This window comes from Dryocola sp. LX212 (assembly GCA_041504365.1).
Lineage (GTDB): Bacteria > Pseudomonadota > Gammaproteobacteria > Enterobacterales > Enterobacteriaceae > Dryocola.
Genome location: CP167917.1, coordinates 485513 through 505848, shown reverse-complemented (window position 1 = coordinate 505848; position 20336 = coordinate 485513). Strand labels below are relative to the sequence as shown.

At 55.7% G+C, this 20336-nt stretch carries 13 protein-coding genes and 1 tRNA gene; 7 read left to right on the top strand and 7 right to left on the bottom strand.

All coding sequences use genetic code 11. The features are described 5' to 3' along the window. Positions 1-61: 61 nt before the first annotated feature. The 3 genes from hsdR to ACA108_02470 form a co-directional block, all read right to left on the bottom strand. Complete coding sequence (gene hsdR / locus ACA108_02480) at positions 62-3586, bottom strand: type I restriction-modification system endonuclease (GenBank protein XEX96431.1); 3525 nt, start codon at positions 3584-3586, stop codon at positions 62-64. 333 nt (positions 3587-3919) lie between these two features. Further along, on the bottom strand, positions 3920-5173 hold the full coding sequence (locus tag ACA108_02475) for a tyrosine-type recombinase/integrase (protein XEX96430.1): 1254 nt from the start codon (positions 5171-5173) through the stop codon (positions 3920-3922). Between the two features lie 186 nt (positions 5174-5359). Continuing rightward, positions 5360-5444: transfer RNA gene (locus ACA108_02470), tRNA-Leu, on the bottom strand. Between the two features lie 320 nt (positions 5445-5764). On the opposite strand from ACA108_02470, the gene ACA108_02465 reads away from it, so the two are divergent. Then, positions 5765-6784 (top strand): NAD(P)-dependent alcohol dehydrogenase, encoded by a 1020-nt coding sequence (locus ACA108_02465; GenBank protein ID XEX96429.1) that lies wholly within the window; start codon positions 5765-5767, stop codon positions 6782-6784. A 68-nt stretch (positions 6785-6852) separates the two neighbouring features. On the opposite strand, the gene ACA108_02460 is transcribed toward ACA108_02465, so the two are convergent. Further along, the gene (locus ACA108_02460; protein ID XEX96428.1) at positions 6853-8487 is read right to left on the bottom strand and encodes a dihydroxyacetone kinase subunit DhaK; all 1635 of its coding nucleotides are present in this window, start codon (positions 8485-8487) and stop codon (positions 6853-6855) included. A gap of 134 nt (positions 8488-8621) precedes the next feature. Between ACA108_02460 and ACA108_02455 the strand changes: the two genes are divergently transcribed. Together ACA108_02455 and ACA108_02450 are read left to right on the top strand one after the other, a co-directional pair. Continuing rightward, positions 8622-10124, top strand: a complete 1503-nt coding sequence (locus tag ACA108_02455; protein ID XEX96427.1) for a helicase HerA-like C-terminal domain-containing protein — start codon at positions 8622-8624, stop codon at positions 10122-10124. Positions 10125-10347: 223 nt separating this feature from the next. Further along, a complete protein-coding gene (locus ACA108_02450) occupies positions 10348-12366 on the top strand; it encodes an FAD-dependent oxidoreductase (protein ID XEX96426.1) in 2019 nt (672 codons plus the stop codon). Here ACA108_02450 and rlmG read toward each other — a convergent pair. Beyond that, a complete protein-coding gene (rlmG, locus tag ACA108_02445; protein ID XEX96425.1) occupies positions 12363-13499 on the bottom strand; it encodes a 23S rRNA (guanine(1835)-N(2))-methyltransferase RlmG in 1137 nt (378 codons plus the stop codon). The genes ACA108_02450 and rlmG overlap by 4 nt on opposite strands. An 84-nt stretch (positions 13500-13583) precedes the next feature. Between rlmG and ACA108_02440 the strand changes: the two genes are divergently transcribed. The 4 genes from ACA108_02440 (at position 13584) to sstT (ending at position 18186) form a co-directional block, all read left to right on the top strand. Continuing rightward, positions 13584-14087, top strand: coding sequence for a M48 family metallopeptidase (locus ACA108_02440; GenBank protein ID XEX96424.1), 504 nt, complete (start codon positions 13584-13586; stop codon positions 14085-14087). A gap of 330 nt (positions 14088-14417) precedes the next feature. Then, positions 14418-15416 carry a Gfo/Idh/MocA family protein gene (locus ACA108_02435; GenBank protein ID XEX96423.1) on the top strand — a complete coding sequence of 333 codons (999 nt, stop codon included), beginning with the start codon at positions 14418-14420 and terminating at the stop codon, positions 15414-15416. A gap of 268 nt (positions 15417-15684) precedes the next feature. Continuing rightward, positions 15685-16653, top strand: coding sequence for a TerC family protein (locus ACA108_02430; GenBank protein ID XEX96422.1), 969 nt, complete (start codon positions 15685-15687; stop codon positions 16651-16653). A 288-nt stretch (positions 16654-16941) separates the two neighbouring features. Further along, the gene (sstT, locus tag ACA108_02425; GenBank protein XEX96421.1) at positions 16942-18186 is read left to right on the top strand and encodes a serine/threonine transporter SstT; all 1245 of its coding nucleotides are present in this window, start codon (positions 16942-16944) and stop codon (positions 18184-18186) included. 34 nt (positions 18187-18220) lie between these two features. Here sstT and ACA108_02420 read toward each other — a convergent pair whose 3' ends face one another. Together ACA108_02420 and ACA108_02415 are read right to left on the bottom strand one after the other, a co-directional pair. After that, the gene (locus tag ACA108_02420) at positions 18221-18763 is read right to left on the bottom strand and encodes a YgjV family protein (GenBank protein XEX96420.1); all 543 of its coding nucleotides are present in this window, start codon (positions 18761-18763) and stop codon (positions 18221-18223) included. An 85-nt stretch (positions 18764-18848) separates the two neighbouring features. Further along, on the bottom strand, positions 18849-20336 hold the full coding sequence (locus tag ACA108_02415) for a UxaA family hydrolase (protein ID XEX96419.1): 1488 nt from the start codon (positions 20334-20336) through the stop codon (positions 18849-18851).

Sequence of the window (20336 nt, the reverse complement as noted above, 5' to 3'; positions counted from 1 at the left end):
TCACAAAATATGCCGCAAGCGCGATTAAAAAGGCGAGTTTCGCCAGCGAATTTTACCAGAATCAGGCGCTTTGTTGTGGCCAGATCGCACCGTTAAGTTCATCCAGCACGCTGTCCAGTTGGTCTACCAATATCTTATTAAGCTGTTTTACGCCGCCGTCATCAGCAAAACGACTGTTAATAAATTGGTGGTCAATGATCACTTCATGAACCAGCTGTTTTGCCAGACGATCCAGCCATTTTCGTTGCTGGGTTGTCCATGCGTGGCTGTTATAAATGTTGATCATTGCCTGTGATACGCGCTGCGCAAAAGGCATAAGCGGTTCCCCTAGTGCAGCACGGCGAATATGGCCGACAATACTGGCGGCGATATCCTGATTGGTTTGATTACGCACGGCGGTTTGTAGTTTAGCTTCGGAATAGCCCGCACCGTCTAATAATAAGCGGATCTCTTTAAGCTGTTCACGAGTGAGGTCGCGGGGTTTGTTGACAACCACGGCCAGCGCAGTGGATTGGTTAAGCTGCTGCTGAATAAAATCCGCAAAGCTTTCCAAGTAATCTTCTGGCCGTTGATGGCTACCGTAGCTCTGGTTACGTTCCTCTAGTTGGTCATGATGCTCAGAAATAATCGGCCGGTATTCACTGCCGAGTAATGTAGCTATCTCGTTGAGCTGACTGATTAACCCTTGCTGTTGTTGGATGAAGGCAGCCGCCTGACGCGGCCCTAAATGATGCAGGTGTTGATGCAGTTGTTTAGGTTCTACACCCCAAATCTGGTGAAGGTCAGCCAACTTTTGTTTCACCGCCGGACGACTTTCTGCGCGTTTTTCCGCTTTACGCAAAATACGCATCACCTTTTGGCTTAACTGGCTGAGTACCACATCAGCTTGAGTTTCCCCGGCCTGTTCGCCGGGACTATTAAGCGCTTTTTCAAGCTGTTTAGTATCTGTTAGCTCGCTGACCAATTGTTCAAGCGTGATATTGGGGTCTTTGACCAGCGGTTTCATGGTGTTGACGTCGCTGAGGGCCTCATAAATATCCACCGGATCGTAAATACGGAAGACCGTTTTGCCAATATCATCACAGCGGCGCGTTGCGCGACCGATCATTTGTTCAAATAAAATACGTGACTTCACCCTACGCATGAAAACCAGATTACAAATCTTCGGCACGTCAATGCCGGTGCTGAGCAAATCAACGGTGACGGCAATATTCGGGTAGCGCTCATTTTTATACTGTTTGATCAGCTGTTTGACTTTGTCACTTTCACCGGTGATTTTCTCGACGGCCGCTTGATTATAGTTTTCATATTCGGCAGAGAACGCTTCATCCAGCAGGCGTTTGACCATGTCGGCATGTTTGTCCGTGACGCAGAAAACCAGTGTTTTCTCTTCGCCAAAGGGGTCGAGCTCTTTCACGAGCTGTTGGCAAATAACCCGGTTAAAGTTTTCACTGATGACGCCACGGTTAAATGCATCGACGTTGAAATCCACCTCGTCTTCTAGCTGGTCAATCTCAACCTCTCCGGTGTGGATATTAATGGCATGCACCTGGCTCCCTTTGTCAAAGTGGATGCCATTTTGCGTCAGCAGCGTTTCATAACGGATCGGGGGTTCATGATCGATGAGCCAATCATCCGCCACGGCTTCACGGTAGGAGTAGATGTAAATCGGTTTGCCGAAGATATCGCTGGTGTGTTTCGCCGGTGTGGCGGTAAGGCCGATTTTTACCGCGTCGAAATAATCGAGCACTCGACGGTAGCTGGAGAGGTATTGGCTGGCGTCGCGGGTCGAGAGCTCCCCTTCCGTCATTTCCTGATCTAAGGTGTAGCCTCGGTGGGCTTCATCAACGATGATGCAGTCAAATTCATCCACCGGCGGTGGTGTGTCCGAGGAAAAAATGCGGCTAACCATGGCCTGTACCGTCGCGACCTGTACTCGGGTTTCTGCCTGTGTAGCCATATCGCCGAGCTCAGCGATATTGTAAATCTGAGACAGCGTCTGGTTTTGCTCCAGCGGCGCTTCTTTGAAGGTGTCCGTGGCTTGGTCGCCCAAAGCCGTGCGGTCAACCAGAAACAGGATGCGCTTGAAGCGTTCAGTTTTCAGAAAACGGTACATCAGGCCAACAATGGTGCGTGTTTTCCCGGTGCCGGTTGCCATCGCCAGCAGGGCATTGCGGATGTTTTGCGCCAATGTGCTTTCAACGGCGAGAATGGCCTTTTGCTGATAATCGCGTAACCGGAGGTAAGCGAAGCCTTCTTGCTTTAGCTTCTGTTCGGCGCTGTCTTTGCTGCGTTCGAGTTTATCCAGCAAGCCTTGCGGGGTATGAAACTTTTGCAGCGCACGGCGGATGTTGGACGGTTCGCGCACGTCCCTGAACCAAGTTCCTGATGACTCGGCCAACTGTGGCACGTAGGGGCGACCGTTGCAGGAGTATACAAACGGGATAATGTAATGCCCGTCAGTTTCATCCGCCCATGCAATGGTTCGGCCTTCACGCTCCCATGCGCCGATCATGGGGGAAGTGATTTTGAAGCCTTTGCTATAGCGTTCTGCCTGCGGAATTTTTCCCGCAACATCGGTGTTTTCTTTTTTGGCTTCGACCGTGGCCAGCGGAGTTAAGCCGCAAAACAGAACGTAATCAGCGCGACCTTTTTTACCCTGATGCTCCGTAGGCCATTCGGCAATGGCTTTGTTTATCCCCTTTTCAGGGCGAGTTCCGTTAGCCCAGGTCAGTTCCTGACTGTCAGCAAGCCAGCCCGCATCATTTAAGTTTTGGTCAATCAGTATACGGGTGAGTTCTTCATTTAACGCGATATGTTGGCTAGCACGGCGGCTCTTCTGGGCAAACTCTTGCCGTTGTGTTCGGGCCTGCTTTTCATCTTTTTCGGTCAGCTGCGCTTGCAGGATTTTTAATTTTTCTTCGTATTGCTGTCGAAGCTGTTCGAGTGCAATTTCCTGCTCTTTCGCCTGCGATGCTAACACCTTAGTTTCATCATCCATGGCTAGCGCCAGCGTTTCATATTCACTCTTTTCCTGCACCAGCAAATTTTGCAGCTGTTGGCTGGAATCTAGCTGTATGTTGGCGGTAGTGAGCTCACTTTTGAGGCGATCGATTTCCGTTTGGAGTTGCCTGAGCTGATTGCTCGGGTCTGGGGGAGCAATAAAAGCGCCGGGTTTAAAGGCCGCTCCCTGCTTGCCGAAAGATTGGTGGAACCAGATAGCTAGCGCTCGCGCCACTTTTAAGCCATCCAGCGCCTCTTTGTGCTTGGTTTTGAACTGGTGAGTGGCCTTGTTGCCCTCTATCCGCAATAGATGAAATAGCTCGCGTACCGTTGGTTCAAATTTTAGCTCGCGATTGAGGCGGTAGAGTAAATCAGCCTGAGTGGGCGGTTCATCAAACGTGAGCCCGACCAGCGCAGCAATATGTTGTGCTAAGGCTTCACCTAGTTGGCGCAACTTAATCAAGGTGGTGTTGGGATCGCCTGAGAAGGCATTTTCTGCAGCAGTGGCGATTTGTAGAAACAGCGGGTCATGTTCAGCGAGAAAACTGAAATTTGTCGATGTAGTAGCACTTAATGCATCCATTCAATCGCCCCTCGATTATAAAGCACCTTTGCTTAGAATTAGTTACATACTTGGTAGCATTGTATCGCGAAACCGTTCAGAACAGATAAGTAAACACCCTCCTTAAATCAATATCTTTTTCGGTTCTTCATTGTGGCAGACTGGCCCTATCGATATTTAACACAGGGTTACTCTTGAGAGACATAACGCATATTGCAAAATAGACAAAAAATAAGCAGCGTCATTAACTAGCAGCACCAGCATCACTGCTGGCACTGTTGGTCTCCTTTGGATAGACCGCTTTAACTTATGCAAAGTCCCCACTCCGCATGTTGTGGGAGAAACCGCGGCTAATCACCGCCCAAACTTGGCAAAGTCAAACGGACTCACCGCCTTATCCCTATTCGCATCCAGAAAATCAGCCCACCATTGCAGCATCAGTTTGCGCTCATCAAGATGCTCGGCTTTGTGAATGTAAGCCGCTCGCACAGAGTTACGCTCCATATGGCTCATCTGCCGTTCCACTGCATCTCTCGACCACAACCCTGACTCAATCAACGAACTACACGCCATTGTCCTGAAACCGTGACCGCAGACTTCAACCTGTGTGTCATATCCCATCACTCGCAAAGATTTGTTCACCGTGTTTTCACTCATCGGTTTGCGAGGGTTATGATCGCCAATAAAGATCAGTTCATGATCCCCACTGAACGTCTTTATCTGCTCGAGAATCGCCAGAGCTTGACGGGAAAGTGGAACCAGATGAGGTGTCCGCATTTTCGAACCTCGCTGTGAGTGCTTTACTCCTTCGATAACTTCCCGCTCGGCTGGAATCGTCCACATTGATGTTTCAAAATCGATCTCGGACCAACGAGCAAAACGCAATTCACTGGAACGAATGAAGACAAGGAGGGTTAGCTCAACGGCAAGGCGAGTCAGCGGCCTACCGGTATAGCTGCCTATGCGCTGAAGCAGTTCGGGTGTCCGTTTCAATTCAAGAGCTGGTCGATGTTGCCGGTTACCTGAAGCAACGGCACCGACCATCTCCTGCGCGGGATTGTAGTCGAGCAAACCGCTCTGTACGGCATAACGCATTATTGCCGTGGTTCGCTGTTGCAGACGGGAAGCCACTTCAAGTCGTCCAGAAAGTTCTACGGCTTTTATAGGAGCTAACAAATCCCGCGTTTTTAGCTCGGCAATGTTGCGTTTACCAATGGCAGGAAAGAGGTTGTCCTCCAGGCTTTTGAGCACTCGTCGGCTATGTTCTTCCGACCACTTTTTATTTGTGGCATGCCACTCAACAGCAAGCTCCTCAAAAGTGCGCGCTTCTTCTTGTTCAACCTTATCACTTTTCTTTTTGTCTCCCGGGTCGATGCCGTTTGCCAAAAGCTTCCGAGCATCATCACGACGCGATCTGGCATCTGCAAGAGACACATCAGGATATACGCCTAAAGCCAGCATCTTTTGCTTCCCGCCAAAGCGGTACTGCAGACGCCAGTATCTTGAACCATTGGGGTGGACGAGAAGATGCATACCGTTGCCATCGGTCAGCTTATATTGCTTATCCGTTGGCTTCGCTGTTCTGACTTTGATATCTGTTAGAGCCATGCTTATCCCCTCCCTGTTGGTACAAGCATTATCGAACCGGAAATACCATCATCTGTACCAACATGTGTTGGTAGATGTACGTTGAAGCCGGTTGACCTTGAGAGAGTTAATATAGCGAGAAAGGTAGATAAATGCTGGATTTTAGACATAAAAAAAGACCTCAGTTGAGGTCTATTTACATACTGTTGGTGCCGAAGGCCGGAATCGAACCGGCACGCCTTGCGGCGGTTGATTTTGAATCAACTGCGTCTACCGATTTCGCCACTTCGGCACGAAGAGGTATGCGGATAACGCTGTGGATTATACCTGTCGTTTGCTGCCTTGCAAGCGCCGCTCTGTTCTTCCCTTGCTGAACGCTGAAAAAAACAGCGTATCTTCATATCGTTGCCCGGTCTTGCAGGATCGCAGAAGCCTGGCCCCACCTGATCCCGGTGGAAGGCACATTCGCTTTTCCCCCTACAAAGGCGTCGTGTTGTTATCCCCCTCGACACCCAACAAATTCCGAATCCTCCAGACAGCACGTTACGTGATCGCCCTCGGCGCTCCCGATGTTCTACACTTCCAGACTGAACCTTCGCTTAAGGAAACCACATGTCCATTATTAAAAGTTACGCGGCAGCGCAGGCCGGTGCCGAACTGGAACTTCATGAGTTCGACGCAGGCGAACTGCTGCCAGAGGACGTTGAAGTCAAGGTGGAGTACTGCGGTGTCTGCCACTCCGATCTGTCGATGATCGATAACGAATGGGGCTTCTCCCAGTATCCGCTGGTGCCGGGCCACGAGGTGATTGGCCGCGTGCATGCGCTGGGCAGCGCCGCACAGGATAAGGGGCTGAAGGTCGGGCAGCGCGTGGGTATTGGCTGGACGGCGCGCAGCTGCGGGCACTGCGATGCCTGTATCAGCGGTAACCAGGTTAACTGCCAGGAAGGCAGCGTGCCGACAATCATGAACCGCGGTGGCTTCGCCGATAAAATCCGCGCCAACTGGCAGTGGGCCATTCCGCTGCCGGAATCCATTGATATCGAATCCGCCGGTCCGCTGCTGTGCGGCGGCATTACCGTGTTCAAACCGCTGCTGATGCACCACGTTACCGCCACCAGCCGCGTGGGCGTGATTGGTATCGGCGGGCTGGGGCACATCGCCATCAAGCTGCTGCACGCCATGGGCTGCGAGGTGACGGCGTTCAGCTCTAATCCTTCCAAAAAAGAAGAAGTGCTGAAGATGGGCGCGGATAAAGTGGTGAACAGCCGCGATCCGGAAGCGTTAAACGCGCTGGCGGGCCAGTTCGACCTGATCATCAACACCGTTAACGTCGATTTAGACTGGATGCCGTACTTCCAGGCGCTGGCCTACGGCGGCAACTTCCACAGCGTCGGCGCGGTGATGAAGCCGTTCCAGGTGCCTGCCTTTACGCTGATCTCCGGCGACCGCAGCATCTCCGGCTCGGCAACCGGCTCCCCGCACGAGCTGCGTTCGCTGATGAAGCTGGCGGGCCGCGCGAAGGTGCAGCCGCAGATCGAGCTGTTCCCGATGTCGAAAATCAAAGAGGCGATTCAGCACGTGCGTGACGGCAAGGCGCGTTACCGCGTGGTGTTAAAAGCGGATTTTTGATGTGATAAGGCCCCGTAAGGGGCCTTTTGTATTGAGCTATTCGCCGGATGGCGCTGCGCTTATCCGGCCTACAAGTTTTTGAAAACTTCAGCCACGGCTACCGCGCCAGGATCTTTCACTCCGTCCAGGCTGTTGCTGTTCACGTACGACGAGCGGCCCGCGTTTGCTTTCTGCATCTTCGCGGTGTCGTCCGCACCTTTTGCTGCGGCCTTCGCGGCAGCCTTCAGGTCTTTACTCTGCAACGCTTCCAGCGCCGGCTGCAGCGCATCGATTAACGTTCTGTCTCCCAGGTCCGCTCCGCCATAACGCTTCATCTGCTCCAGCCCGAACAGCAGGGACTCCGGCAGCGGTTTCTTCTCGCTCACCTTCTGCCCGGCGGCGGTGAAGAAGATGGACATCAGCACGCCGCTCGAGCCGCCCATCACCGTTGCCAGCCGTTCACCCACCAGCTCCAGCAGCGCCGCCGTGTCGTTCAGCGGCAGTTTGCCCTTGTCGTTGAGCTGCGCGATATCGCGCGCCCCTTCCGCAAACGTCGACCCCGTGTCGCCGTCGCCCACCTTCGCATCCAGCGCGTTGAGGTGGCTCTCCTGGTCGATAAGCGTTTTGGTTATGCTCGCCACCAGCGCCTTCGCAGCTTCATTTTCAGAGGCTTTCGGCTCCCCGCTTTTGCTAAGCACCTTGTGTTTCTGCAGCGGCATGGTCTGGAGTTTAACCAGCGGCTGCCAGCCTGCCGTCTCTACATCCGCCTGCAACGCTTTGATAAATTTGTCGTTCAGCACGATGGCCGAAAGAGAGAAGCCTTTCATGTCCAGCGCGCTCACCAGCGGCGCGGGGCCAATCAGGTACTCCAGCTGATCTTTCAGCGCGGAGTGCGCCAGCTCTTTGGTCAGCAGCGCCATCTCCAGCGATGACACACCGCCGAGGTTATTGACCAGCACCGCCAGCTTCGCCTCTTTGCCCGTCTTTTTACGCAGCGGCTTCACCAGCGCGGCGATAATCTCTTTGCTGTTCTGCGTGTCGACCGTGCTGGCCCCCGGCTCCCCGTGGATGCCCAGCCCCAGCTCGACGTGGCCGCCTTTGATGCGCCCTTCTTCTTCGTCGCTGCCCGGCAGGTTGCAGGTCTGCATAGCCACGCCGATGCTGGCGATGTTGTCGCAGGCTTCCTGCGCAATGGCTTTAACGTCGCTGAGGGACTTGCTCTTTTCTGCGGCGTAGCCCGCAATTTTATGCACCAGCGCCGTTCCGGCGATGCCGCGCGGCTGCTTGTTGTCCGGCAGCGAGATGTCGTCGCCGACAATCACCATCTCGACCTTCAGGCCGTGCTTTTTCGCTTTTTCCGCCGCGAGGCCGAAGTTCAGGCGGTCGCCGGTGTAGTTTTTCACAATCAGCAGGCAGCCCCGGTCGCCGGTTACCGCCACTATCGCGTTCAGCACCGCGTCCACGCTCGGCGAGGCGAACAGATCACCACATACCGCAGCGGTCAGCATCCCTTTGCCTACAAAGCCGACGTGAGCAGGTTCATGGCCGGAGCCGCCGCCGGAAATAATCGCCACTTTGCTTTTGTCCCAGTCGTTGCGGACGACCACGCGGATGGCCGGGTCGATATCCAGCCGCGTCAGATTGCGGAATCGGGAACTGATGATAACGCCTTCAATGGCGTCGTTGACCAGCTGTTTGCGGTCGTTATAGAAGAATCTGGACATAGGTTCCTTAGAATCTGAAAAACGTATGCAAAGCATAGTTCTTCCTTCGAGGGCTGCCGCAAACATGGGAATATGCTGATGACGTAATTTATCTGCTTGCTATGCTTATGGAAAATAGCTGAGGAAAACCACAAATGACCGCGCCACTGCTGATTGCCCGCACCACAGAAACTGAACTTAACCTGCTGCCGAATATGGCCAACCGCCATGGGCTGATCACCGGTGCAACCGGCACGGGTAAGACCGTCACGCTGCAGAAGCTGGCGGAATCCTTCTCTGAAATCGGCGTGCCGGTGTTTATGGCGGACGTAAAAGGCGATCTGACCGGCGTTGCTGAAGAGGGCGCTGAGTCGGAAAAACTGCTCGCCAGGCTCAATAAAATCGGCGTTTCGGGCTGGTCACCGCACGGCAACCCGGTGGTACTGTGGGACATCTTCGGTGAGAAAGGCCACCCGGTGCGTGCAACGGTGTCGGACCTCGGGCCGCTGTTGCTTTCCCGCCTGCTTAATCTGAACGACGTGCAGTCCGGCGTGCTGCAAATCATCTTCCGCATCGCGGACGACCAGGGCCTGTTACTGCTGGACTTCAAAGATCTGCGCGCCGCCACGCAGTATATCGGCGACAACGCGAAATCCTTCCAGAACCAGTACGGCAACATCAGCAGCGCCTCCGTGGGGGCTATCCAGCGCGGGCTGCTCCAGCTTGAGCAGCAGGGGGCGGAATACTTCTTCGGCGAGCCGATGCTGGACATTAAAGACTGGATGCGCACCGATGCCAGCGGCAAGGGCATCATTAATATCCTTTCCGCGGAGAAGCTTTACCAGATGCCGAAGCTTTACGCCGCCAGCCTGCTGTGGATGCTCTCCGAGGTTTACGAACAGCTGCCGGAAGCGGGCGACCAGGACAAACCTAAGCTGGTGTTCTTCTTTGATGAGGCCCACCTGCTGTTTAACGATGCTCCACAGGTGCTGCTGGATAAAATCGAGCAGGTCATCCGCCTGATCCGTTCCAAAGGCGTGGGCGTTTACTTCGTTTCCCAGAACCCGTCGGATATTCCGGATACGGTGCTCGGCCAGCTGGGTAACCGCGTGCAGCATGCCCTGCGCGCCTTTACGCCAAAAGATCAGAAGGCCGTTAAAACCGCCGCCCAAACCATGCGGGCGAACCCGGCGTTCGACACCGAAAAAGCCATTCAGGAGCTGGGCACAGGCGAAGCGCTGGTCTCCTTCCTGGATGAAAAGGGCAGCCCGACGATGGTCGAGCGCGCCATGGTTATCGCGCCCTGCTCACGCATGGGGCCGGTCACGGACGACGAACGTAATGGCTTGCTGAACCACTCGCCGCTGTACGGGAAGTACGACGAGACGGTGGACAGGGAGTCGGCCTACGAGCGCCTGCAAAAAGGCGTCCAGGCGGCGGGTGAAAAGCAGGACGCCCCTCCGGCGAAAGGCGCAGCGGTTGCGGTAGACGACGGCATCATCGGCGGGCTGAAAGACATTCTCTTCGGCACCACCGGCCCGCGTGGCGGCAAGAAAGACGGCGTGGTGCAGACCATGGCGAAGAGCGCCGCCCGCCAGGTCACCAACCAGATTATCCGCGGCGTGCTCGGCAGCATTATGGGCGGCCGCAAACGTTAGTTTTGCGTGCGGATAAGCCTGCGCCACCCTCCCTGGGTTAAAACATCATTGGTAGATGACGCTGCGCTTATCCACCCTACAAATCGGCATCCTGCCTGGCGTTGGGTGCCGTTCTTTGAATCCCGTCACAATCGCCGGATCCCTTTTTTCCATTCCCGGCACGTCAGGCTAAATTACTAACTCATCCGACCACATAATAATAACGACCTCCCAGGAAGAGAATATGAGCTATCCGTCGCTGTTCGCCCCGCTAGATCTCGGCTTTATCACCCTGAAAAATCGCGTGCTGATGGGTTCCATGCACACCGGCCTTGAAGAGCACCCGGACGGTGCCGAGCGGCTGGCGGCGTTTTATGCCGAGCGCGCCCGGCACAGCGTGGCGCTGATTGTTACCGGCGGCGTTGCCCCCTCACCTTCCGGCGTTGGCGTGGAGAGCGGCGCGGTGCTGAACAATGCCAGCCAGCTTGCCCATCACAAAGTGGTAACGGACGCGGTTCACCGTGAAGGCGGCAAAATCGCGCTGCAAATCCTGCATACCGGACGCTACAGCTACCAGCCACATCCTGTCGCTCCCTCGGCTATTCAGGCGCCGATCAACCGCTTTAAGCCCCATGCGCTGAGCCACGACGAGATCCTGACACTTATCGAAGAATTCGCCCAGTGCGCCAGCCTCGCCAAAGAGGCCGGGTACGACGGCGTGGAGATCATGGGCTCCGAAGGCTATCTGATTAACCAGTTTCTGGCCGCCCGCACCAACCAGCGGGATGACGAATGGGGCGGCGACTATTTACGCCGCATGCGCTTTGCCGTGGAAGTTGTCCGGGCGGTGCGTGAAAGAGTAGGCGCTGATTTCATCATTATTTATCGCCTTTCTATGCTCGACCTGGTCGAAGGGGGCGGCACGTTCGATGAAGCAGTCCTGCTGGCGAAGGCCGTTGAGCAAGCCGGGGCTACGCTGATTAACACCGGCATCGGCTGGCACGAAGCGCGCATTCCAACCATCGCCACAACGGTTCCTCGCGGTGCGTTCAGCTGGGTGACGCGCAAGCTCAAAGGCGTAGTTTCCATCCCCTTGATTACCACAAACCGTATTAACGATCCGCAGACCGCCGAAGCGATCCTCGCGGCTGGCGATGCGGATATGGTGTCGATGGCGCGTCCGTTCCTGGCGGATGCCGAGCTGGTGTCGAAGGCGCAGCAGGGTCGCGAAGACGAAATTAATACCTGCATCGGCTGCAACCAGGCGTGCCTGGACCAAATCTTCGTCGGTAAGGTGACCTCCTGCCTGGTCAACCCCCGTGCCTGCCATGAAACCAAAATGCCCATTGTGCCTGCACAGAAAAGTAAAAACCTGGCGGTGGTCGGCGCAGGCCCTGCAGGGCTGGCATTTGCGGTTAACGCGGCGGCTCGGGGACACAAGGTCACGCTGTTTGACGCGGCGGCAGAAATCGGCGGCCAGTTTAATATCGCCAAACAGATACCCGGCAAAGAAGAGTTTTACGAAACGCTGCGCTATTACCGCCGCATGCTGGCCCTGACCGGTGTGGACGTTCGCTTGAACCAGTACGTTACGGCCCCCATGCTGGCAGCGTTCGATGAGGTGATTCTGGCCTGCGGCATCGTCCCGCGCATGCCGCCGATTGAGGGGATTAATCATGAAAAAGTCCTGAGCTATGTCGATGTGCTGCGGGAAAAGGCTCCGGTCGGCAAACGCGTCGCCATTATCGGCGCGGGCGGCATTGGCTTTGACGCGGCGATGTATCTCAGCCAGCAGGGGGAGTCCACCAGCCAGAATATCGCCGAGTTCTGCGTGGAATGGGGGATTGATACCAGCCTGCAAAACGCGGGCGGCCTGCGCCCGGAGGGCGTGCATCTGTCCAAAAGCCCGCGCCAGATAATGATGCTGCAGCGCAAAACCAGCAAGCCGGGCGAAAATCTTGGCAAAACAACGGGGTGGATACATCGCACCACCCTGCTGGCGCGCGGCGTGAAAATGCTGGCGGGCGTCAGCTACGAGCGCATTGACGATGCAGGGCTGCACATTACCGTGGATGGCGAACCCCAGCTGCTGGAAGTGGATAACGTGGTTATCTGCGCAGGTCAGGATCCGCGCCGCGAATTAGCCGAGCCGCTGCGCGAGCAGGGTAAACCGTTGCATCTGATTGGCGGTGCGGATGTGGCGATGGAGCTGGACGCCCGGCGCGCGATTGCGCAGGGCACCCGTTTAGCGCTGGAGATTTAGCGGGTGCGGCCTAACTTCACCGCTTTAAGCACAACAAACTTATTATTACCGATAATCGTTTCGCAGTTGCCAAAGATTTTTTTCAGCTTGCGGAAGTAGTCCAGGTGACGGTTAGCCACGATGTACAGCGCGCCATTGTTTACAAGGCAGCGGCGCGCATGGTGAAACATCTCCCACGCCACCTGATCGGTCAGCGCGTGCTGCTGGTGAAACGGCGGGTTGCACAGAATGGTATTGAAGCGGTAAGGCTCCACGCCGGACAGCGCGTTGTTGATCATGAACTCGCAGCGATCGAGGTTTTCCGGCATGTTTACTTCAACGTTCATGCGGCTTGACGCCACCGCCATCGGGGATTCATCCACGAACACCACGTTCGCTTCCGGGTTCTGGTCCAGCAGGTGAAGACCGACCACGCCGTTGCCGCAGCCCAGATCGACAATCTCACCTTCCAGACCGGTCGGCAGGTTTTCGATGAAGAAACGCGCGCCGATGTCCAGGCCCGTGCGGGAGAAGACGTTGGCGTGGTTGTGAATCGTCCACGGCGTGCCTGCCAGCTTCCAGCTAAGGGTTTCCGGGGCATCTTTCAGCTCTGGATTCGTAAAGGTGCCATTGATCAGGCGCGCCTTTTTCCAGGCCAGTGTGGTGGTGGTTGGGCCGAGAATTTTTTCGAACAGCTCAAGCGTCGAGTTGTGGATATCACGCGCTTTGGCACCGGCAATAATACGGGTTTCAGGCGTCACAACTTTACGCAGCGCGCGCAGCTGTTGTTCCAGCAGCGCCAGCGTTTTCGGCACTTTGATCAGCACCACGCCTGGGGCATCCGGGTAGTTAGCCGTGCTGTCCAGGAAGGTGACATTTGATTCAATAATGTCGTTCAGGCTCAGGTTCTGGCGGGTGGCCAGCTCGCTCAGGTAGGAGTCGCTGATGCTGTACGGCTTGTGCTCGGCAAGCACGGTGGCCAGCGTGCCGAAGGTGTCGTTAAAAATCAGGACCGGGCCGCTGATTTCGGTGTCGTCCAGCTGTTGCAGCAGATAGTCATCCGCCGCTTCCCACGCCTGCAGCGGGTTGACGTCGTCCGTTTCCGGGAAACGTTTTAGTGTCAGTGAACGGAAACCGTTGTCTGATTGGCTCATCGGCCCTCCTGGATGGTAAAATTTGGTGTGATCCCCTGAATGGGGGCGTGAGTATACCCTTTTTTCCTTCCGAAGAGCGTGTGAATGAGTGAACTGACTTACTTAAGCGGCTACCCCGAGCACCTGCTCGCCCAGGTTCGTACGCTAATTGCGGAGCAACGTCTCGGCGAGGTGCTGCAAAAGCGCTATCCCCGCAGCCACAACATCGCTACCGACAAAGCGCTCTATTCCTATACCCAGGATCTGAAAAGTCAGTACCTGCGCAACGCGCCGCCGATCAATAAGGTCGCCTACGACAATAAAATTCACGTCCTGAATAATGCGCTGGGGTTACACACCGCCATTTCCCGCGTGCAGGGCGGTAAGCTCAAAGCGAAAGCAGAGATCCGCGTAGCAACGGTGTTCCGCCAGGCGCCCGAAGCGTTTTTGCGGATGATCGTGGTGCATGAGCTGGCGCACCTGAAAGAGAAGGATCACAACAAACAGTTTTATTCGCTGTGCTGCCATATGGAACCGCAGTACCACCAGCTGGAGTTTGATACGCGCTTGTGGTTGACCGAGATGGCGCTAAAAGGATCCGGTGGATGACGCTGGCGCTTATCCACCCTACAAAACCAGGCCATAGGTGGGATATGCAACAGCGCCATCCGGCAAATCCAGCACCGAACATGCAAATCACGCAGGTCGGATAAGCGTCAGCACCATCCGGCAAATCCGACACCGAACATGCAAATCACGTAGGTCGGATAAGCGCCAGCGCCATCCGGCAAATCCAGCACCGAACATGCAAATCGCGTAGGTCGGATAAGCGCCAGCGCCATACGACAGATCCGACACCATAATAAAGAATGGCGCTTGCCTTGCTCCCCCCTCCAAAGCCTATAGTAAAGGCTGTTTAATTCGGAGATAACAACGCTCATGATCAGATTCGCCGTGGTTGGAACAAACTGGATCACCCGTCAGTTCGTTGATGCCGCCCACGAAAGTGGCCACTACAAACTCACCGCCGTTTATTCCCGTACTCTTGAACAGGCCCAGACCTTTGCCAGTGACTATATGGTGGAACATCTGTTTACCGATCTGGAGGCGATGGCAAAAAGCGATGCTATTGATGCGGTGTATATTGCCAGCCCGAACGCCCTGCACGCGCAGCAAAGCATTCTCTTCTTAAGCAACAAAAAGCACGTGATATGCGAAAAGCCGCTCGCGTCTAACATTCATGAGGTGGAGGCGGCCATAGCCTGCGCGCGTGAAAATCAGGTCGTCCTTTTCGAAGCGTTCAAAACCGCCAGCCTGCCAAATTTTATCGCCCTGCAACAGGCGCTGCCGAAGGTGGGCAAAGTTCGCAAGGTGCTGCTCAACTACTGCCAGTATTCCTCCCGCTACCAGCGCTATCTGAACGGCGAGAATCCGAACACCTTTAATCCTGCCTGGTCGAACGGCTCGATTATGGATATCGGCTTTTACGTGCTGGCCTCCGCCGTAGCACTATGGGGCCAACCGCACTCGGTACACGCCACCGCAAGCCTGCTGGAAAGCGGCGTCGACGCTCACGGTTCAGTGCAGATGAACTATGGCGATTTTGACGTGAACCTGCTGCACTCCAAGGTCAGCGACTCGGCGATCCCTAGCGAAATTCAGGGCGAAGAAGGTTCGCTGGTTATCGATAAAATCTCCGAATGCCAGCGCATTACCTTCGTGCCGCGCGGCGGCACGCCGCAGGATCTTTCGCAACCGCAGCACATCAATACTATGCTTTACGAAGCCGAAACGTTCGCCCGTCTGGTGACGGCAAACGAAGTGAATCACCCAGGACTTGTGACTTCGCGCATCACTTCTGCGTTAGCCACGGAAATCCGGGCGCAGACCGGGGTGAAGTTCCCGGCAGACGATGACCTGGCGTCCGCCACGGCGTAAAGCTGTGTAAAACAGGGGTAGCATGATATTGACCGGAGTAATGGTTCGTAATATTTTGTTACTCGCAAAGGGGAGTAACTTCATTGCCGGTTAATCGTCATTACGGTGCGAAAGCACCCGGTTACCGGGCAATGCGAATGGCTTTTTATCAAAAAGGCTATTCCGCGTTGTAAGTGAGACCTTGCCGGAAGGCGAGATCCCTGTTGCAAGCATTAGCGGCTGGCGTCTTCCGACGTTGGCCGTTTTTGTTTTTCAAGGAATCACTTTTATGAATAGTGTCGGCACACCATTATTGTGGGGCGGTTTCGCCGTCGTCGTCGTCATCATGCTGGCAATCGACCTGCTGCTGCAGGGGCGAAAAGGCTCGCACACCATGTCCATGAAGCAGGCTGCGGCCTGGTCACTGGTGTGGGTTTCACTTTCTCTGCTGTTTAACGCCGCTTTCTGGTGGTACCTCACCGGCACCTCCGGGCGCGAAGTGGCCGACACCCAGGCCCTTGCCTTCCTCACCGGCTACCTGATAGAAAAAGCGCTGGCGGTGGATAACGTCTTCGTCTGGCTGATGCTGTTCAGCTACTTCTCTGTGCCTGCTGCATTGCAGCGCCGCGTGCTGGTTTACGGCGTGCTGGGTGCGATTGTGCTGCGTACTATCATGATCTTCGCGGGCAGCTGGCTGATAACCCAGTTCGAATGGCTGCTGTACGTCTTCGGCGCGTTCCTGCTGTTCACCGGTATCAAGATGGCGCTGGCGAAAGAAGATGAGGCGGGCATTGGCGACAAACCGCTGGTGCGCTGGCTGCGTGGTCATCTGCGTATGACGGACAAAATCGAAGGCGAGCATTTCTTCGTGCGCAAGAACGGCCTGCTGTTCGCCACGCCGCTGCTGCTGGTCCTGATTCTGGTCGAGCTGAGCGACGTGATTTTCGCGGTCGACAGTATTCCGGCTATCTTCGCCGTGACCACCGACCCGTTCATCGTGCTGACCTCTAACCTGTTCGCGATTCTGGGCCTGCGCGCCATGTACTTCCTGCTGGCGGGCGTGGCCGAGCGTTTCACAATGCTGAAGTACGGCCTGTCGATCATCCTGGTGTTTATCGGCGTGAAGATGCTGATTGTCGACTTCTATCATATTCCGATCGCGATTTCGCTGGGCGTGGTGGGCGGCATTCTGGCGCTGACGCTGATTATCAACTCGGTGGTTAACTACCGGAACGACCAGAAGAAACTGGCTAAATAAACTTGTCGGATGACGCTGCGCTTATCTGCCCTGTCAAACCCTCTGGTGACGCAGGTCGGATAAGCAACTGCGTCATCCGCCATTTTTGACAACTGCCGACAATGTCACAATATTGTTAATTGATAGTTATAAAATCTGAATGACCGCTAAGTTTTTAGTGATAAACACTTCCTGCCCCGCCACTTTTCCTTATACTCGACCTGGCAAACACATTTTATTACATCCGATCGTATAAGTGCCTCAGAGTACAGATTCGGGATGGGACGACACACAATAGGAAGGTATGACATGGCAACACAATCTCCAGGACTACTCAGGCGTCTTGCGCAGGGCAGTCTGGTCAAGCAAATTCTCGTCGGTCTGGTGCTGGGTATCGCGCTGGCGCTGATTTCTAAGGACGCGGCTATCGCCACCGGATTATTAGGCACGCTGTTCGTCGGCGCGCTGAAAGCCGTGGCCCCGGTGCTGGTACTGATGCTGGTTATGGCGTCCATTGCTAACCACCAGCACGGGCAGAAAACCAGTATCCGCCCTATTTTGTTCCTTTATCTGCTGGGCACCTTCTCCGCTGCGTTAACCGCCGTTGTTGTCAGCTTTATCTTCCCCTCAACGCTGCATCTGACCACGGGTGCCACGGATATCGTGCCGCCGTCAGGTATTGTTGAAGTGCTGCGTGGCCTGCTGATGAGCATGGTATCCAACCCAATCGATGCGCTGCTGAACGCAAACTATATCGGTATTCTGGTGTGGGCCGTGGGCCTGGGCTTTGCGCTGCGCCACGGTAACGAAACCACGAAAAACCTGATTAACGACGTTTCCAACGCCGTGACCTTTATCGTGAAGGTGGTCATTCGCTTCGCGCCGATTGGTATTTTCGGCCTGGTCGCCTCTACCCTTGCCACCACTGGTTTCGCCACGCTGTGGAGCTATGCGCAGCTGCTGCTGGTGCTGATTGGCTGTATGCTGGGCGTGGCGCTTATCGTCAACCCGCTGCTGGTCTTGTACAAAATCCGCCGTAACCCGTACCCGCTGGTGCTGACCTGCCTGCGTGAGAGCGGCGTTTATGCCTTCTTCACCCGCAGCTCTGCCGCGAACATTCCGGTGAATATGAGCCTCTGCGAGAAGCTGAACCTGGATCGTGATACCTATTCCGTGTCGATCCCGCTGGGTGCAACCATCAACATGGCCGGTGCGGCCATCACCATTACCGTGCTGACCCTGGCGGCGGTAAATACGCTCGGTATCGCAGTAGATCTGCCGACGGCGCTGCTGCTTAGCGTAGTGGCTGCGGTTTGCGCCTGCGGTGCGTCCGGCGTGGCGGGTGGTTCACTGCTGCTGATCCCGCTGGCGTGCGGCATGTTTGGTATTCCGAACGAGATTGCCATGCAGGTTGTCGCGGTTGGCTTTATCATCGGCGTCCTGCAGGATTCTGCCGAAACGGCGCTGAATTCTTCAACGGATGTGCTGTTCACCGCTGCGGCCTGTCAGGCCGAAGACGCGCGACTGGCAAACAAAGACCCGCTGCGCGGCTAACTCTTCCCCTCCCCGTCGCTAACGGCGGGGAGCTTTACTCCTGCCCCTGCACTTTCTTCTCTACCAGGAACGGATCAATCCCCCGCTTCTGCATTCGCCAGAACCGAATAATATTCAGCCCGTTCATGATCAAAAAGCTGCCCTCAATGAGGGTGCCGCCAATCGATCCCAGCCAGAAGTTATGCGTCACCCAGCACGCTGTGGAACACCACATGACGCAGCGCGTGGTAAGCCCCTTGCAGCGGAACAGCGCCCAGGTACTCGCCACGGTGCCGACAATCGGCAGCAGCTCCATCAGATGGGTGAACTTCGCAAGCCCGAGGCCCAGCGTCAGCGCGATAAACAGGGACATCACCCAGACGCTGCGGGTTCGCAGCGAGATCACGGTACGCACGGCATTAAGTTCGGCGCTGAAGCCTGCCGGCGTGGCGCCCATAAGAAAGAAGTGCAGCCCAATGATAGCGCTGTAGCCTGCCAGCTGGAGCTTGAAACGTCGCTCGTCGCGGTTGATGAACGTCGTGATGCCAACCACAAAGGCGAGAACACCGACGCCCTGGGCAATCCAATACGCGGTCATGACCTGTCCCTTTTATCTGACACATAAAAAAACGGCGCCTGCTGAAAAACAGAACGCCGTTTTACTTTAACAGCTAAACCAGAACTTACAACGTGACGCCGCTTTTAAAGATAGCCAGCTCACGGAAGTCATTGCGTTCATTGCAGGTTTTTTTGCCGTTGGCGATGTCAACGATACGGTCGATGAATTGATTAAGCAGCGTCGGCATGTCACTGCCGTGCAGCAGCTGCCCCGCGTCAAAATCAATCCAGTGCGGTTTTTTCACCGCGAGCTCGCTGTTGGTGGCGATTTTCACCGTTGGCACAAAGCCGCCGTACGGCGTGCCGCGTCCGGTGCTGAACAGCACCATATGGCACCCTGCCCCGGCCAGCGCGCTGGTCGCTACCGCATCGTTACCGGGCGCACTCAGCAGGTTCAGGCCCGGCGTTTTCAGCCGTTCGCCGTAGCGTAGCACGTCCACCACTTCGCTCTCGCCCGCCTTTTGCGTACAGCCGAGGGATTTCTCTTCAAGCGTGGTGATGCCGCCGGCCTTGTTACCCGGCGACGGGTTTTCATAAATCGGCTGGTTGTGGGCAATAAAGTACTGTTTGAAGTCGTTGACCATGGCGACGGTTTTATCAAACGTTGCTTCGTCGCGGCAGTGGCTCATCAGGATGCGTTCGGCACCGAACATTTCCGGCACTTCCGTCAGCACCGTGGTGCCGCCGTTCGCCACCATATAGTCCGAGAAGCGCCCGAGCATAGGGTTGGCAGTGATGCCGGACAGACCGTCGGAGCCGCCGCATTCCAGACCGAATTTCAGCTCGCTGAGCTTGCCCGCTTCGCGCCTGTCGTGGCGCATCACTTCGTACAGCGCCTGCAGCTGCTCCAGCCCCGCCTCAACCTCATCGTCCTGCTGCTGGCAAATCATAAAGCGAACGCGCTCGGCGTCGTATTCACCCAGCGTTTCGCGGAAGGCGTTCACCTGGTTGTTCTCACAGCCCAGGCCGATAACCAGCACCGCGCCCGCATTCGGGTGATGCACCATGTTTTGCAGCATGGTGCGGGTGTTGATGTGGTCTTCCCCCAGCTGCGAACAGCCGAACGGATGGCTGAACAGGAACACGCCGTCGATATCTTCCGCGTCGTTGTTCTGCTTCAGGAAGCGATTCTGGATCTGCCGCGCAATGCCGTTCACGCAGCCGACGGTCGGCAGGATCCACAGCTCGTTACGCACCCCGACCGCGCCATCGGCACGGCGGTAAATATTTACGTCACGATCTGCGGCCTGCTCCGCAAGCGCCAGCACGTCAGGCTGATAGCGATATTCATCCAGATCGCTGAGGTTGGTACGCGCATTGTGGGAATGAATATGCTCGCCCGCTTCAATGGCCGCCAGCGCATGACCAATCGGCAGGCCATATTTAATTACGTTTTCGCCCTGGGCTATGGCCCCCAGCGCAAACTTATGGCCGCGCGCGACCGGCTGGCACAGGGTAATTTCCGCGCCCTCGACGGCAATCACTTCGCCTTCTGCCAGGTCCACTAACGCGACGGCGACGTTGTCCTGCGCATGGATCTTGATGTATTGCAT